Source organism: Marinobacter sp. (assembly GCF_046484525.1).
Lineage (GTDB): Bacteria > Pseudomonadota > Gammaproteobacteria > Pseudomonadales > Oleiphilaceae > Marinobacter.
This window is the reverse complement of record NZ_JAWOIS010000013.1, coordinates 25,728-41,652: the sequence shown is the minus strand read 5'-3', so window position 1 is coordinate 41,652 and position 15,925 is coordinate 25,728. Positions and strand designations below refer to the sequence as shown.

The following is a 15,925-nucleotide window of genomic DNA, read 5'->3' as shown; positions in this document are numbered from 1 at the left end:
ATTTCGGTTTTCTCCCCGTGCGCTTTTTGGGTTACTTGTTGTTGACTTGCAACGGCTCTCCTTCTGCACCCTGGGTCCAGGATGAGAGGGACAACCCTGATTCAGGCACATCACCGCCCGAATTCAGTGAGACATCCATGTCTTCTGTTCTTTTGATCCTTAAACCTTTTCAATGCCCAACGACAGCAACGAGGCGTTACCCCCGACCGCCGTGGTATTGACCGTCCTTGTGCGCTCTGTTGAAAAGCGCTGCAGGTAATGGGGGCCACCGGCCTTGGGACCGGTACCGGAAAGGCCCCGGCCTCCGAAGGGCTGAACCCCCACCACTGCTCCGATCTGATTGCGGTTGACATAGGTGTTACCCACTTTCACCCGCTGCTCGATATACGATACGGTGGACTCGCTCCGGCTATGAATGCCCAGAGTCAGACCGTAACCGCTACCGTTGATCTCATCGATGACCTCATCCAGCCGCTCGGCATCGTAACGAACTACATGAAGAATTGGCCCAAAGTTCTCGTCTTTCAAATCATTTATGCTTTCGATGCCATACGCGGACGGGGCAACGAAATGGCCCGACTGGCAGGTCCACGGCACCGGCGTCCTGGCAATCAGCCGTGCGTTCCGGTCGAGTTCGTCCAGATGTGCCTGGAGCGCCTGCCTGGCCTCCGCATCAATCACCGGGCCGACATCAGTGCGGTACAGCTCCGGATTGCCAACGGATAGTTGCTGCATGGCACCGGCAAGCATGGTCTCCATGCGATCCGCCACATCTTTCTGTACATACAGCACCCGCAGCGCCGAACAGCGCTGCCCGGCACTGGCGAAGGCGGACTGCAACACATCGCGCACCACCTGCTCGGGGAGCGCACTGCTGTCCACGATCATGGCGTTCTGCCCCCCGGTCTCGGCGATCAGAGGTACGATTGCTCCATCCCGGCCGGCCAGTGTCCGGTTCAGCAGATGGGCAACCTGTGTAGATCCGGTGAAGGCGATGCCGGCAATCCTGGGGTCCGGGGTCAGAATGCCGCCAAGTTCTTCGCCATCACCGGGTAACAGTTGAATCACATCCGGCGGAAACCCTGCCTCGAGCATCAGCTCCACGGCCCGGAACGCAACGAGGCTGGCCTGCTCCGCCGGCTTGGCAATCACGGTATTGCCGGCCACGAGAGCCGCCATGACCTGGCCGGCAAAGATGGCCAGCGGAAAGTTCCAGGGGCTGAGGCACAGGAAAACACCCCGGCCTTCCATATACAGTTCATTGCTCTCACCGGTCGGTCCCGGCAGAGCAATCGGGCTGCCAAAGCGCGCACGACCCTGGATCGCATAGTAGCGGCAGAAATCCACCGCCTCACGGACCTCGTCGATTCCGTCCTGGATGGTCTTGCCCGCTTCGCGACAGCAGATCGCCATCAGTTCTTCCATGTTCTGCTCGAGCAGATCCGCATACCGTTCCAGATACCGGGCGCGCTCGGCCACCGGCCGCTCGTTCCACGCCCGGAAACCCGAATCAGCCGTGGCCAATGCGTCTTCGGCCTGATCCCTGCCTGCCCATACCACGGTTCCCGGGCTTTTTGATACGTCGTAGGGGGAGCACACTTCGTTGCGCTGCCCTTCAAGCACCCGGGTGCCCCGGATTACCGGACCGGCATGCCAACTGGTACTGGCCCACTGTCCCAGGCGACCGAGCAGCGGCTCCAGATGCGCCTCCACATGGGTATTCAGGCCACGGGAATTGGTCCGCTCGCCGCCATAGATGCGTTCGGGTAGCGGAATCCGGTCATTGGCCAGTGCCGGGTATTTCTGCAGCTCCTGGACCGGGTTCAGGACCAGGTCTTCCACCGGCGTCTCGGCATCCACCAACCGGTGGACGAAAGAAGAGTTGGCGCCATTCTCGAGAAGCCGTCGCACCAGGTAGGGCAACAGGTCCTTATGGGCACCGACCGGGGCATAGATCCGGACCGGAATGTCGTGCTCCCGCAGGATGCTGTTATACAGGGCATCGCCCATGCCGTGCAGGCGCTGGAACTCGAACTCCCTGCCCTTGTCACGGGCCATGGCCAGGGCCGACGCCACCGTGTGGGCATTGTGGCTGGCCAGTTGCGGGTAGAGTGCTTCGCGAGTGTAGTCACTGAGCAGGTAACGCAGACAGGCCAGGTAGGAGGTATCCGTCGCTTCTTTCCGGGTAAAGACCGGGTAACCTTCCAGCCCCAACTGCTGGCAGATCTTGATCTCGGTATCCCAGTAAGCGCCCTTGACCAGGCGGATGGGAATCTCGTCACCCTGCTCCTTGGCCAGCTTCGTCAGCCAGCACAGCGCCGGCAAGGCACGCTTGGAATAGGCCTGGATCACCATACCAAAGCCGCTCCAGCCCTTGACGGTTTCCGAGCTGTAGACCTTCTCGAAAAGCTTCAGGGACAACTCCAGCCGGTCCATTTCCTCGGCATCGATGGTAATGGCCACATTGTTCCGACGGGCGACCGCGATCAGGTCACAGACCGTTTCGTAAAGCTCCTCCATCACCCGGTGTTCCTGCGCCACTTCGTAGCGGGGATGCAGGGCGGAGAGCTTGATCGAGATGGACGGGCGCGGGGCCCCGTTGCCGGGATAGCTGTCGTTACCGACGGCTTCAATCGCGCCGAGATAGTCCTTCAGGTAGCGCCCGGCATCTTCTTCGGTCAACGCCGCTTCACCGAGCATGTCAAAGGAGTAGGTGTAGCCCAGCTGCCGGTATTCACGGGCGTTATTTAATGCCTCATCGATATCACGGCCAAGCACGAACTGCTTACCCATGATTGCCATGGCCTTGTACATGGCACTACGGATAACCGGTTCGCCACTGCGCTTCACCAATCGCTTCCAGATATTGGAGGGCGAGCCGTCCAGGCGCTTGTCCATTCTGACCACGCGGCCGGTCAACAACAGCCCCCAGGTGGAAGCGTTCACCAGCGTGGATTCACTGCGGCCCACATACCGGTTCCAGTCCGCAACGGACATCTTGTCTTCAATTAGCGCATCGGCCGTATGCTTATCCGGGATACGCATCAGCGCCTCGGCCAGGCACATCAGCAGAATGCCCTCTTCGGTGTCGAGGCTGTATTGCTGGAGCAGTGCATCGACCATGTGGACCGCGTCGTCCTGCTCCCGGACTTTCCGGATCAAATCGGTTGCAGCGGCGGTCACGGCCCGGTGTTCGGCGGTATCGCTCTGGGCAAGGGGGATCAGCTCATTCAGGTAGGCGGACTCATCAACGGCATAGTTGGCGGTCAGGGCATGCCAGAAAAAGGATCTCGGCTGCTCCTGAAAAACCGGCTCTAATACCCTGCTCGCTTGAAACATCTAAGCGCCCCTGAAAGAACCCGGTACGCATACCGGTCGACCATTTATCCTTTTTATAAAGAAGCCGCTGCGTCCTTACGGCAGTTCATTGAGGGTATAAGTTAGTATTACTACGGATCCACGGCTTACAAAATCCTACGAATCTTTTGTAAAAACGTCCGGAACAGGCAGTTTTTTACAGGTTTAGGCGACTTTTTCGCCAAATCGCAGTTTCGAAGGGGTCGCTCCCTTGTGTTTGCGCAGTGTGTTGGTAAGGGCGCTCTGGGAAGAGAAGCCTGTGCGATAACTGACCTCCGACACCGACAGTGATGTGGAAACCAGAAGCTGCACGGCCTGATCAATGCGGGTCTGCAACAGGAACTGATGGGGCGTGATGCCGGTGACTTCGCGGAACATCTCGTGGAATCGGCTGACACTGAGGCAGGCCACGCCGGCCAGATCTTCCACCCGGATCTTTCGGTGCAGGTTCTCCATGATGTAGCGGCGGATCACCTCGGGACTGAGGGTATTCCGGTTGGTGATTACCTCGCGGGTGTCGTTCAGTCTCTCGGCCATGCAGTGGAGAATACTTGCGGCCAGGTGACGCTTCAGGCCGTCGTTGTCCGGAGCCCGGTCGAACTCCCCGGCAGCAAACTGGACAAGGCCCTGAAGCCGGTTATCCATCTCCAGCGTCCGCGGCCGTTCGAACAGCGGCGCCATCCGCTCATAATCCCTGTGGGCCGGCGTATTGAGCGCCGGCATGTAGGGATCCAGGTTGATTACCAGGACGTGGTTCTGGTTGTCGCCGCGGTAGTCGTGCCTTGCCTCCGTGGGCACCAGGCAGGCTTTCCAGGTGTCCAGATGGGAACCGGTGCCGTCAACGCTCAGATCAGCCTCGCCCCGGACACCAACGACCACTTGATGGTGCTCGTGACGGTGTTGGTGCGATGCAATAGGCAGCTTTAACAGGCGAGCGTCAAGCATGGTGACAACCGGCTTCAACTGAGAATTTCACTCAATTAAATCAGATCCGGACAGAAAGTGCACGAAACGGGCAGTTTCTGGTCATTTTTACTCCGTCCGGATCAGCGGGAGGCGGCAACCAGGGAACGGACAAGGCAGGCGACCTGCTCGCTGACTTCCGCCAACGGGGCCGCGGCATCAACACGGTGGTAACGGTCCGGGGCATTGCCGGCACGCTCAAGATAGGTGTCGCGAATGCGCTGGAAAAAGGACACGGCCTCCTGTTCGAAGCGATCCAGGTCACCCCGGTGACGGGCCCTCGCCATACCTGTTTCTACCGGCGCATCCAGGAGAATGATATGGTCCGGCCGAATATCGCCCTGAACCAGGTTTTCCAGGAGGGCAATACGCTCCCAGGACACTCCACGCCCACCGCCCTGATAAGCGAATGTCGCGTCGGTAAAGCGGTCGCAAAGCACCCATTGACCAGCTTCCAGTGCCGGAAGAATCCGGGTATGCAGATGCTGGGCGCGGGCCGCAAACATCAGCAGAAGCTCCGTCAGCTCGTGCACTGGCTCATCCCGGGGCGCGAGCAGCAACTCACGAATCGATTCAGCCATGGGTGTCCCACCCGGCTCCCGGGTGACAACCACATCAATGCCTTCGGAACGCAGCACCTCGGCAGCATTGGTCAGCTGGGTGGACTTGCCGACGCCCTCGGTACCCTCAAAGGTGATGAACTGACCCCGCTTCACCGGCTCTGCTCCTGGCTGGCGTTCTCGCCATTCCCGGGAGTCGGAGACGACCGGTAGTCGTCACGACGGTTGAGCTGGAATTCCCGTACCGCTTTCTGATGCTCCGCGAGGGTGCGCGAAAACTTGTGGGTGCCATCACCCCGGGCAACAAAGTACAGGGAACCTCCGTCTTTTGGGTGCAAGGCCGCGTGAATTGCCTCCTGACCCGGAAGAGCAATGGGAGTCGGCGGCAGACCATCAATCCGGTAGGTGTTGTAGGGAGTGTAGGTGCGCAGATCCTTGCTGCCGATCCGGCCCTGGTAGTTATCACCCATTCCGTAGATCACGGTTGGATCCGTTTGCAGTCGCATGCCCTTCTCCAGACGACGCACAAAGACCCCGGCCACTTCGTCCCGTTCGTGGGGGACACCGGTCTCCCGCTCGACTATCGAGGCCATGATCAACGCCTCGTAGGGGCTGTCGTAGGGCAGGCCCTTCTCGCGGCTTTCCCATTCTTCCGCCAGGACGGTTTCCATGCGGTTGAAGGAACGTTTCAGTAGATCCAGGTCGGAATCACTGCTGACGAACAGGTAGGTATCCGGAAAGAAACGGCCCTCCGGGTGCTCACCCTCCGCGCCCATCGCCGCCATGACTTCCTCGTCACTCCAGTCGGCGGTTTCCTGGCGGAGTCTTTCGGCACTGGCCAGCGCGGCCCTCATGTCCTTGAAGGTCCAGCCCTCGATGAACTGGATACTCCAGTGCTTTACATCACCGGCCACCATGGCTTCGACCATGTCCCGTGCCGACATGCCATCGGTAAATTCATACTCACCGGCCTTGATACGGACCTGTTCCGGATTCAGCCGGCCATGAAGCCTGAGCCAAAGGCTTTTTTCAACGAGGCCCTCGGCTTCAAGTTGCTGCGCAACCCGGCTAAAGGCGGTTCCCGCCGGCACATTGAGCAGCACGGGTTCTTCGATACTTACCGGCTTCTCAAGGGTTTCCAGCCCCTGCCAGACCCACAGTCCGGTGCCGGCGGCCGCCAGCACGATAAGAGATACGCAAACAATCAGTAACTTCTTGAGCAAAGAACTTATTCCAGTGTTTTGAGCGGATCGCAGATTGTCGCAAGTCCGCGATCGACAGGCAAATCTTGACCGGCAAGATTTCGAACCGCAACCACTCCGAGGACGCTGTTCAGCAGATAGAACGCCCGACATCCCGGCCCCACGATATGTTCCGGCAACAGCGGGCGCTCAATCACGAGGTCGCCCCTGGCCTCAAGACGCCCCAGAACCCAGTCGCGCATGACGCCGGCAACCGCCAGCGACTCCGACGGAGGCGTAATCCAGCCTTCCGTAGTGTACAACAACAGGTTGGTCCGGGTTCCTTCCAAAAGCTCGCCGTCCCCATTGGACTGCAGGACTTCAAAGACCTCCTCGCTCAGTTCCCGAGCCGCCATCACCTGCTCCAGACGGTTCAGGGACTTGATGCCCGCGATCAGTGGGTTGACGGTCAGGGGAATGCGGGAATAGGTGACCGCAACACCTTCGGAAGGAACACCGGGCGGTGCAGCACTGGCGGAAACGAGCAGATTCGGCGTCATATCCGGATCGGGACGGTAACCACGCCCTCCGGCGCCACGGGTCAGAATCAGTTTCAGCACCCAGCGGGTATCAGCGCGGGAGTGGCCATAATGACTGGCGGCACGGTCATAGACTTCCTGAACCTCCGCCCTGGTCACCGGAATGCCCAACCTTCCTGCATCCCGGACCAGACGGTCCAGGTGGTAGCCCACCAGGGTACCCCGGGCACCGACCATGAGAATGGTTTCAAACAGGCCGTCACCATAGGCCAGGCCGCGGTCGTTCGCAGGCAGGCCGCCATCTTCCGCCCAGAACACCCCCAGCACGCCCGATCAATCCTCGTAGCGGTGGAAGATCAGTGTTCCGTTGGTGCCACCAAAGCCGAACGAGTTCGACAAAGCCACCTGCAGATCCGCCTTGCGGCACTCATTGGGGACCAGATCCAGATCGCAGCCCTCATCGGGGTTGTCCAGGTTGATGGTCGGCGGCAGGATGCCCTCCCGCAAGGCCAGGATCGAGAAAATGGCCTCCACCGCGCCCGCTGCGCCCAGCAGGTGGCCAGTCATGGACTTGGTGCTGCTCATGGTCAGCTTTTCGGCGTGGGTGCCGAAAACACCTTTAACGGCTTTGACCTCGGCAACATCACCCACCTGTGTGGAGGTTCCATGGGCATTGATGTAGTCCACTGCCTCCGGATCAATCCCGGCATCGCGGATAGCATTGCGCATGGAGCGGGCAGCGCCCTCGCCGCTCTCCGGCGGTGCGGTGATATGATAGGCGTCATCACTCATACCGAAGCCGATCACTTCGCCATAAATGGTTGCACCACGGTTCAGGGCGTGCTCCAGGTCCTCAAGCACCAGCACACCGGAACCATCACTCAGGACGAATCCATCCCGATCCCGGTCCCATGGACGACTGGCCTTTTCGGGCTCGTCATTGCGGGTGGAGAGGGCCCGGGCCGCAGAAAACGCCGCAACGCCAGTGCGGGTGGTCGCCATCTCGGAACCGCCGGCCAGCATAACATCAGCATCACCATAGGCGATGGTCCGGGCTGCGTAGCCGATGTTGTGGGTACCGGTGGTACAGGCGGTCACAATGGAAATATTGGGGCCACGGTAACCGAAGCGGATAGCGGTATTACCCGACACCATATTGATGACGGACGCAGGTACAAAGAATGGAGAGACCTTCCGGGGCCCGGATTTCTCCATCTGGATGACACTCTTCTCGATAAATTCCAGACCACCGATACCGGAACCGATGGCAACGCCAACCCGGTCGCGATCAAGGTCATCGAACTGTTCAAGACCGCTGTCATCAACCGCCTGCTGGGCGGCGATCAGTCCGTAATGAATGAAGGCATCGAGTTTCCGGGCATCCTTGGTGGACAGGTACTGGCCGATATTCAGATCCTTGACCGCCCCGCCAATCCGGGTGTTGTACCCGGAGGCATCAAAACGGTCGATCATGGCGATTCCGCTGCGTCCGGCCTTGATAGCATCCCAGGAGCTCTGCACATCATTACCGACCGGTGAAAGCATGCCCATACCGGTGATGACAACCCGTCGTTTACTCATATCCCCTTGCACCTGATCTTGTCCGTGGAAAAACAAAACGCCGATTGAACCTGAATTTCAGCCAATAAAAAAGCCGTCCTCCGATATTTCAAAAGGACGGCTTTTTGCCTGGCTTACTTAATCGCAGAGTATCAGGTGTGCGCGACGATGTAGTCGATCGCGTCCTGAACAGTGCCCAGCTTTTCAGCCTCTTCGTCAGGAATCTCGGTCTCGAATTCCTCTTCCAGGGCCATAACCAGCTCAACAGTGTCCAGTGAGTCAGCGCCAAGATCCTCTACAAAAGAAGATGTGTTCTGAACTTCGGACTCTTTAACGCCCAACTGTTCACAAACGATCTTCTTCACGCGCTCTTCAACTGTACTCATAATGTCCTCACTTTGTGTGTCAACCAAGCAACTCTAGTGCTGCCAGTTTAGATTAAACCCTACCTGCAAACAAGCAGGGACTCAGTCAAACATGTTGCGCGACAAGGAGTTGCGCAGAAGCCCCGGATATGGGGCTTATCCCATGTACATTCCGCCGTTTACATGAATGGTCTCGCCCGTCACGTAAGCGGCTGCATCCGACGCCAGGAAAGCCACCACAGCGGCCACTTCCTCCGGCTCACCCAGACGACCGGCGGGTATGATTTCCAGCATAGCCTCGCGCTGCTTGTCGTCCAGTTTTTTGGTCATATCCGTGTCAATAAAGCCCGGCGCCACACAGTTGGCGGTAATACCACGGTTCGACATTTCCTTGGCCAGACTGCGGGTAAAACCTTCAACACCGGCCTTGGCGGCGCAGTAGTTGCCCTGCCCCGGGTTCCCCATACCGGCAACCACGGAACTGATGTTGATAATCCGCCCCCACCTGGCCTTGGCCATTCCACGCAGGACCGCCTTGCTGGTGCGGTATACACTGGACAGGTTGGTCTCCAGGACCGATGTCCAGTCGTCCTCTTTCAGGCGCATCAGCAGGTTGTCCCGGGTGATGCCGGCATTATTGACCAGAATCTGGGGCGCACCGGATTTTTCCGTCAGCGCCTTGAGGCCAGACTCTATACTTTCCGGGTTCGATACATCCATGACGATGCCGTAACCTTTCAGGCCGGCATCCGCAAACGCCTTCGAAATCGACTCGGCGCCCGCTTCACTGGTGGCGGTACCTACAACCTCGGCGCCCTGCTGCGCGAGCGCTTGAGCAATGGCCTTGCCAATGCCACGGGTTGCGCCGGTAACCAGTGCAACTTTACCTTCCAAAGTCATGAAAGACTCCTTTCGTCAGGAATGGCCGAAGGCTTCCAGAGCCTTCGCCAGTGAATCCGGATCCTCGATTCCGTAAACCGGGAGGCTACGGTCAATTCGCTTGATCAGTCCGGCCAGAACTTTCCCGGTACCACACTCAACCGCCATTTCAACGCCTTCAGACACCAGCTTGCGAACGGAATCGGTCCACAGCACCGGTGAATAGAGCTGTTTGAGGAGGTTGGCCTTGAGTTTGTCAGCATCGGTTTCAGCCGACGCGTGGACATTCTGGACCACCGGAATGACAGCATCGTTAAAGCGCACATCGTTAAGCGCCTCGGCCAACTCTTCGGCGGCACCTTTCATCAATGCACAGTGAGAGGGAACGCTGACCGGAAGGGGCATTGCCTTGCGGGCACCCTGCTCCTTGCAGACCTCAATGGCGCGGTCAACGGCCGCAGCCGAACCAGCGATGACGACCTGGCCGGGCGCGTTGAAGTTGACGGCGGACACCACATCGCCCTGGGCCGCACTCTCACAGGCGGCCACCACGTCGGCATCATCCAGGCCGAGAATAGCGGCCATCTTGCCTTCGCCGGCAGGAACCGCCTGCTGCATGAGCTCGCCCCGAAGGCGAACCAGCTTGACGGCTTCGACAAAATCCAGGCTTTCGGCAGCAACCAGGGCGCTGTACTCACCCAGGCTGTGGCCTGCGACAAAGCTCGGTGCACGACCGCCGGCCACAAACCACTGGCGCCACAGCGCGATACTGGCAGTCAGCAGCGCAGGCTGGGTAACCATGGTCTGGTTGAGCTCCTCGGCCGGTCCTTTCTGGCAAAGGTGCCAGAGATCGTAACCAAGCACATTGGAGGCTTCAGCGAAGGTCTTGTTGATGATGGGCCAGGCTTCGGCAGCGTCACCGAGCATGCCAACAGACTGGGCCCCTTGTCCGGGAAATATAAAGGCTGATTTCATAGGGCGAATCTTATCGTCATTGAAGGGTTTCGGGAGATTAGCCAATAGTACAAGTTAGGCCAATTATCCGCGAATGCACGACTGACCAGGGACAGACTTTAGTCTCAGGCTCAGAGCATGAGATCGTCCAGCCGTTCGTTGATGCGGCGGGGGACTTCCAGTTGCACCTCCCGGACCGCCTGGCGGATGGCAGCCAGCATGGCACGCTCATTGGCATTGCCATGACTCTTGATCACCACACCCTGAAGCCCGAGCAGGCTGGCACCGTTGTGCCGGGACGGATCCATCAGCTGCAGGAGCCGGCCAATGATCGGACGCGCCAGCAGGCCCACAAGGCGCCCGTAGAGCGAACGGGTAAACGCCTGCTCCATCAGTTCAATCAGCAGACCAGCCACACCCTCACCGGTTTTCAGGGCAATGTTGCCGACAAAACCATCGCACACCACCACATCGGCCACATCCCGGAACAGATCACTGCCTTCCACATAGCCGATGTAATTGATGGTCTCGCACTGGGCCAGCATGTGGGAAGCAAGGCGCACCTGTTCGTTGCCCTTGATCTCTTCCTCGCCCACATTGAGCAGGGCAACCCGCGGCTCAGTCTGACTGCAGATGGCCGAGGCCATCAGCGAACCCATCAGAGCATACTGGTACAGATTCTCAGCAGTGGAATCGACATTGGCACCAAGATCCAGGACATGGCACTTGCCGCGGAGAGAGGGAATCAGTTTGGCAATGGCCGGACGCTCGATACCCGGGTACATCCGGATGATGGAACGGCCGAAGGCCATCAGTGCACCGGTATTACCGGCGCTGACACAGCCCTGAGCCTCACCATCGCGGACCAGGCCAAGGGCAACAGCCATGGAGGAATTCTTCTTGTGGCGCAGGGCATGGGAGGGTCGCTCGTTCATCCGGACCACATCGGCCGCTTCGACCACCCGGATTCGGGCATGACCCTCACGCAAAAAAGCCTCGAGCTCACTCCGGATACCCACCAGAATGATGCTCAAGGCTTCGTTTTCACGCACTGCCAACAGTGCCGCGGACACCACCACTTCGGGCCCGCGGTCACCGCTCATAGCATCTATTGCGATGGTAACCGGGGTCACGGTTCTTCCATCCGACACTTGGGCGGTGACTGGTCGCAACGAGATTACTCGTCGCGCGCTTCGATTACCTGCTTACCACGGTAAAAGCCGTCAGGAGATACGTGGTGACGACGATGAACTTCACCAGTGGTTGCATCGGTGGACAGAGCAGCAGTGCTCAGAGCGTCGTGAGAACGGCGCATGCCACGCTTGGAACGGGTCTTACGGTTTTGCTGTACAGCCATGATTATGCTCCTGACCTGTTAACGTAAAAATAACGTGTGTTCATTGTAACGCGCCGACTCCCGATCGGAGGCTGCGCCTGGTTAATGCTTCGTCTTCTTGAGATCCACCAGCACACTGAACGGATTCTCTTTTCCCGACTCTGCCGGCTCGGCCGGAGTACCATCGGGCTCGAGGACTTCCAGATCTTCCCGGGCCGGACACTCATTCCGATCGTGAAGCGGGAACGGCGGCAGCACCAGCAACAGCTCATCCTCTGCCATGACCCAGAGATCCGCACTGAACCCATCGGTCAGGAACGGCTCGAGGTCTCTTGGCAGCTGTTGCGCCTGTTCGTCACTGGTTACCAGCCCCAGAACAAATCGGGAATCCAGCGTAGTGGCCATTGGCCCCATACACCGCTGACACTCCAGATCCACCGGTGCTTCCAGTTCACCCGAGACGATGCGGCGGCGCTCGCTGTCCATGGAAAACGACAGCCTGACGCGGCACGCAGCGCCCTCGTCAAACCCCAGAACCGCTTCTCTGAAACGAGCCAAGGCACTGAGAGGAATTACTCCCTCCAGCACGGTGTTCTGCTCCGCCAACCGATAGGGATCAACGGATTTGGGCAACTCGGCGTTTGACGCTTTTGACATAGGCGCGCAATTTTAGGGGCGAGACCCGCCGCTGTCAAAGACTTCGTTGCCATTTCGCCACGGGTTACCATGGGGATACGGGTATTTAACGACAAAAGGACCTCGGCAATGACCAAACCCCTGCTATTGGCCTCATCCTCCATCTACCGCAAAGCCCTGCTGGAGCGCCTGGCCCTGCCCTTTACCACCGCAAGCCCGGATATTGACGAAACGCCCCGGCCCGATGAGCCCGCGGACGATCTTGCCCTGCGACTTGCCGAAAGCAAGGCCCGGGCCCTGGCAGCAAGACACCCCGGCCACTGGATCATCGGCTCCGACCAGGTCGCCTGCCTGCCGGACGGCACCCTGCTGCACAAACCCGGCAACCACGCCCAGGCCGTGCAACAGTTACGCCAGAGCAGCGGACACAGAGTGGTATTCCTGACCGGCCTGTGCCTGCTGGATGCGGATAGCGGCGAATACCAACGCCTCTGCGAACCCTTCACAGCCCACTTCCGGACTCTCTCTGACGAGGAAATCGAGAGCTACCTGAAACGGGAACAACCCTATGACTGTGCCGGGAGCTTCAAGATGGAAGGCCTGGGCATCACCCTGTTCGACCGACTGGAGGGGCGCGACCCCAACAGCCTCGTTGGTCTACCCCTGATCGCCCTCAACGGGATGCTGCGGAACTGGGGGTGCAACCCGCTGCTTGAGGGCTGACCGGTCCTCAGCGCAACTCCAGGCGGGATTCGAGCAACTGACCGGCAAAGCCCTCGCCAAAAGCAACACCCAGTTGATCCACAAAGTCCTGGAGCGGGGATTTCCGGCGGCTGTAATCCACCAGCTTCTCCGCACCAACAATTTCCCGGGCGACAGATGAGGTGCTGCCCAGGCCGTCGATCAGCCCCAACTCCAGTGCCTGCTCGCCACTCCAGACCAGACCACTGAAAAGCCGCTCGTCGTCGGCGAGGCGATCACCCCGCCCTCGCTTTACCGCCTCGATAAACTGGCGATGGGTATTTTCCAGCACCGAGCTCCAGAACTGGACTTCGTCCTCATCCTCCGGTGAGAAGGGATCCAGGAAGGCCTTGTTGTCGCCGGCGGTATACAGCCGGCGCTCGACGCCCAACTTGTCCATGACCTCGGTAAAGCCGAAGCCTCCGGCGATCACACCGATGGAGCCCACCAGACTGGCCCTGTTGGCGTAGATTTCATCCGCGGCCGCGGCAATGTAGTAAGCGCCGGAAGCACCAATGTCGGAAATAACCGCATAGACTTTCTTGTCGGGGTACTCTTCCCGAAGCCGCTTGATTTCATCGTAAACGTAACCGGACTGGACCGGACTTCCACCGCCACTGTTGATTCGCAACACCACGGCTTTCGACGATCCGGCCTCGAAGGCCGAACGCAGTGAACCGACAATATTGTCAGCACTGGCCAGCTCGTCCGCGGCGATGGTGCCGTTGATCTCGATCACCGCGGTATGGGCACCGATTCCGGCATCGAGACTTTCCCCGAACGGAAAGCGGATCAGGAACAGCAACGCAAGCAGATAGCCGAATGTCAGAAGCTTGAAGAAGATCCCCCAACGGCGACTGCGACGCTGCTCCACCTGGAGCGACATGACCAGCTTCTCGATCAGTTTCCAGTCGCGATTACTCTCCTGCGGCATCTCGGGCCCTTTCCTGCCCAGCCACGAACGGCCAGAAGACTTCCTGGCCGGCTCATCACCCCATTCCGGCGACTTGTCAGAATCCCACTCACTCATGCATACATCCTGTCAGCAACTGCATTGGCACCACCGGGCTCAGAGTCCCAGTATGCTACGAAGATCCGGCACTGATTCAACAATGGCATGGGGGTTGTACTCCCCCAGCACATCCCGCTTGTGCACTCCCCACTCGACACCGATAGAGGGCATACCGATACGGCGAGCCATCTCAAGATCATAACGGGTGTCGCCAATCATCACCGCCTCGGACGGCTCAATCCGGTAAAATTCCAGGATTTCCTTCAACATGGCCGGGTCCGGCTTGGACCGGGTCTCATCGGCGCACCGGGTGATTTCGAAGTGCTCACCCAGGCCGCTGGTGACCAGCGCGCTTTCAAGTCCCCGGCGGCTCTTGCCGGTCGCGACCGAACAGCTACGCCCGAACTCCCGCAGGTCGGCAACCAGCTCGGCCATGCCTTCGAATACGTTCTGGGGCGTGGTCACCTTACTAAAGAAATAACGGGCGTAACCCTCGCGAATGGTGTTCATCTCTTCACGGGAGATGCCCGGGTACAGTTTTTCCAGCGCTTCAACCATGCCCAGACCAATGATGTCCCGGTAGGCCTCACGCTCCAGTTCGGGGTAACCCAGCTCGGTCGCCGCCTGATGCAGGCTGTCGGCAATGTGGTCAACCGAATCCACCAGGGTGCCATCCCAGTCAAATATCACTACTTTAACTTTCATTTCTCTGATCCTGTTTTGCGCGCCCCGAGGGTCCGGAGCACAAGGTCAAAAGCTTCGTCATATGGCGCTTCAAGCCGCATCGGCTCGTCGCTGCCGGGCAGGCGGAATTCCAGGGCCCTGGCATGAAGCATCAATCGCTGCCCGCCAATGGAACGGAAGGCTTTCATACTCACTTCATCCATATACTTGTCATCGCCCGCGATCGGATGACCCGCCCAGGCACTGTGCACCCGGATCTGATGGGTCCGGCCGGTCACCGGTGAGGCTTCAACCAGGGTATAACCCTGGAACCGCTCCAGGCACCGGAAAGTGGTCAATGACGCCTTGCCCGCCGTGTCGACCCGAACCCGACGCTCCCCATTGGGCATTTCGTATCGCAGCAGGGGCTCATCCACCCGATCCACACCTTCCGGCCAGCTTCCGGCGACCAGGGCGTGATAGAACTTGCGCACCCGCTTCTGGCGCAATTCTTCCTGCAGGTAACGCAGGGCCGAGCGCTTCTTGGCAATCATCACCAGACCGGAGGTATCGCGATCCAGCCGGTGCACCAGCTCAAGAAAACGACTGTCGGGCCGCGCCGACCGTAGCACCTCGATCAGACCGAAACTCAGCCCGCTACCACCATGGACCGCAATACCGGAGGGCTTATTCACCACAAGCATCTGATCATTTTCGAAAATGACTGCCGCCTCCATCACTCCCTGAACCCGGCTCCCGGGCTTCACTTGCTCCGGCTTTTCCTTGCGAACGATCGGAGGGATACGGACGGTATCACCGGCCCGCAGTCGGGTATCCGGCTTTACCCTGCCTTTGTTTACCCGGACTTCGCCCTTGCGGACAATCCGGTAAATGATGCTTTTGGGTACGCCACGCAACCGGGACAGCAGGAAATTATCCACCCGCTGATCATCGTTGTTTTCGTCAACCGTAACCCACTGGACACCTTGGCGCACCTCCTGCCCCGCGCCGGAAGACCGCGAGGTACCGCCATCCTTCCGTGTGGTCGGCCCGGGTGGCCGCTTGCGGGATCCGGCGTGTTTTTTCGCAACAGACTTGCGTGACATGGAATTCCTTGCGGACGACGCGTTTGGAGGATTGAACAGGCGCTGTAATACTGTTATATTCCGGCGTGCTCTG

At 59.2% G+C, this 15,925-nt stretch carries 16 protein-coding genes; 1 reads left to right on the top strand and 15 read right to left on the bottom strand.

Annotated features, from left to right (window positions below; translation table 11 throughout):
- Window positions 1-159 precede the first annotated feature (159 nt).
- The 12 genes from putA to R6W86_RS02775 all read right to left on the bottom strand — a co-directional run bounded on the left by putA (window position 160) and on the right by R6W86_RS02775 (window position 12,351).
- Window positions 160-3,339, bottom strand: a complete 3,180-nt coding sequence (putA, locus tag R6W86_RS02830) for a bifunctional proline dehydrogenase/L-glutamate gamma-semialdehyde dehydrogenase PutA (RefSeq protein ID WP_410327881.1) — start codon at window positions 3,337-3,339, stop codon at window positions 160-162.
- Window positions 3,340-3,522: 183 nt separating this feature from the next.
- Window positions 3,523-4,302: an AraC family transcriptional regulator gene (locus R6W86_RS02825; RefSeq protein ID WP_410327880.1), complete on the bottom strand. Its 780-nt coding sequence runs from the start codon at window positions 4,300-4,302 to the stop codon at window positions 3,523-3,525.
- Window positions 4,303-4,403: 101 nt separating this feature from the next.
- The gene (gene tmk / locus R6W86_RS02820; RefSeq protein ID WP_410327879.1) at window positions 4,404-5,036 is read right to left on the bottom strand and encodes a dTMP kinase; all 633 of its coding nucleotides are present in this window, start codon (window positions 5,034-5,036) and stop codon (window positions 4,404-4,406) included.
- Window positions 5,033-6,103 (bottom strand): endolytic transglycosylase MltG, encoded by a 1,071-nt coding sequence (mltG, locus tag R6W86_RS02815; RefSeq protein ID WP_410327878.1) that lies wholly within the window; start codon window positions 6,101-6,103, stop codon window positions 5,033-5,035. The genes tmk and mltG overlap by 4 nt, the downstream gene beginning before the upstream one ends.
- 5 nt (window positions 6,104-6,108) lie before the next feature.
- A complete protein-coding gene (locus R6W86_RS02810) occupies window positions 6,109-6,927 on the bottom strand; it encodes an aminotransferase class IV (RefSeq protein ID WP_410327877.1) in 819 nt (272 codons plus the stop codon).
- 6 nt (window positions 6,928-6,933) lie between these two features.
- Window positions 6,934-8,181 (bottom strand): beta-ketoacyl-ACP synthase II, encoded by a 1,248-nt coding sequence (gene fabF, locus R6W86_RS02805; protein WP_410327876.1) that lies wholly within the window; start codon window positions 8,179-8,181, stop codon window positions 6,934-6,936.
- A 131-nt stretch (window positions 8,182-8,312) separates the two neighbouring features.
- Window positions 8,313-8,546 (bottom strand): acyl carrier protein, encoded by a 234-nt coding sequence (gene acpP, locus R6W86_RS02800; RefSeq protein WP_008938713.1) that lies wholly within the window; start codon window positions 8,544-8,546, stop codon window positions 8,313-8,315.
- A 135-nt stretch (window positions 8,547-8,681) separates the two neighbouring features.
- On the bottom strand, window positions 8,682-9,425 hold the full coding sequence (fabG, locus tag R6W86_RS02795) for a 3-oxoacyl-ACP reductase FabG (RefSeq protein ID WP_410327875.1): 744 nt from the start codon (window positions 9,423-9,425) through the stop codon (window positions 8,682-8,684).
- A 15-nt stretch (window positions 9,426-9,440) separates the two neighbouring features.
- Complete coding sequence (gene fabD, locus R6W86_RS02790) at window positions 9,441-10,379, bottom strand: ACP S-malonyltransferase (RefSeq protein ID WP_410327874.1); 939 nt, start codon at window positions 10,377-10,379, stop codon at window positions 9,441-9,443.
- A gap of 110 nt (window positions 10,380-10,489) precedes the next feature.
- Entirely contained in the window at window positions 10,490-11,491 is a 1,002-nt protein-coding gene (gene plsX, locus R6W86_RS02785; protein ID WP_410327873.1) for a phosphate acyltransferase PlsX, read from the bottom strand.
- 44 nt (window positions 11,492-11,535) lie between these two features.
- A complete protein-coding gene (gene rpmF, locus R6W86_RS02780) occupies window positions 11,536-11,715 on the bottom strand; it encodes a 50S ribosomal protein L32 (RefSeq protein ID WP_048495018.1) in 180 nt (59 codons plus the stop codon).
- A gap of 81 nt (window positions 11,716-11,796) precedes the next feature.
- The gene (locus R6W86_RS02775) at window positions 11,797-12,351 is read right to left on the bottom strand and encodes a YceD family protein (RefSeq protein ID WP_410327872.1); all 555 of its coding nucleotides are present in this window, start codon (window positions 12,349-12,351) and stop codon (window positions 11,797-11,799) included.
- A 108-nt stretch (window positions 12,352-12,459) separates the two neighbouring features.
- Between R6W86_RS02775 and R6W86_RS02770 the strand changes: the two genes are divergently transcribed.
- Complete coding sequence (locus R6W86_RS02770; protein WP_410327871.1) at window positions 12,460-13,053, top strand: Maf family protein; 594 nt, start codon at window positions 12,460-12,462, stop codon at window positions 13,051-13,053.
- A 7-nt stretch (window positions 13,054-13,060) separates the two neighbouring features.
- Here the strand turns inward: R6W86_RS02770 and R6W86_RS02765 are convergent, their stop codons facing one another.
- The 3 genes from R6W86_RS02765 to rluC are packed head-to-tail and all read right to left on the bottom strand — an operon-like array spanning window position 13,061 to window position 15,852.
- Complete coding sequence (locus R6W86_RS02765; RefSeq protein WP_410327870.1) at window positions 13,061-14,101, bottom strand: S49 family peptidase; 1,041 nt, start codon at window positions 14,099-14,101, stop codon at window positions 13,061-13,063.
- Between the two features lie 39 nt (window positions 14,102-14,140).
- Window positions 14,141-14,788: an HAD family hydrolase gene (locus R6W86_RS02760; protein WP_410327869.1), complete on the bottom strand. Its 648-nt coding sequence runs from the start codon at window positions 14,786-14,788 to the stop codon at window positions 14,141-14,143.
- Window positions 14,785-15,852 carry a 23S rRNA pseudouridine(955/2504/2580) synthase RluC gene (rluC, locus tag R6W86_RS02755; protein ID WP_410327868.1) on the bottom strand — a complete coding sequence of 356 codons (1,068 nt, stop codon included), beginning with the start codon at window positions 15,850-15,852 and terminating at the stop codon, window positions 14,785-14,787. Before rluC ends, R6W86_RS02760 begins: the two co-directional genes overlap by 4 nt.
- Window positions 15,853-15,925 lie beyond the last annotated feature (73 nt).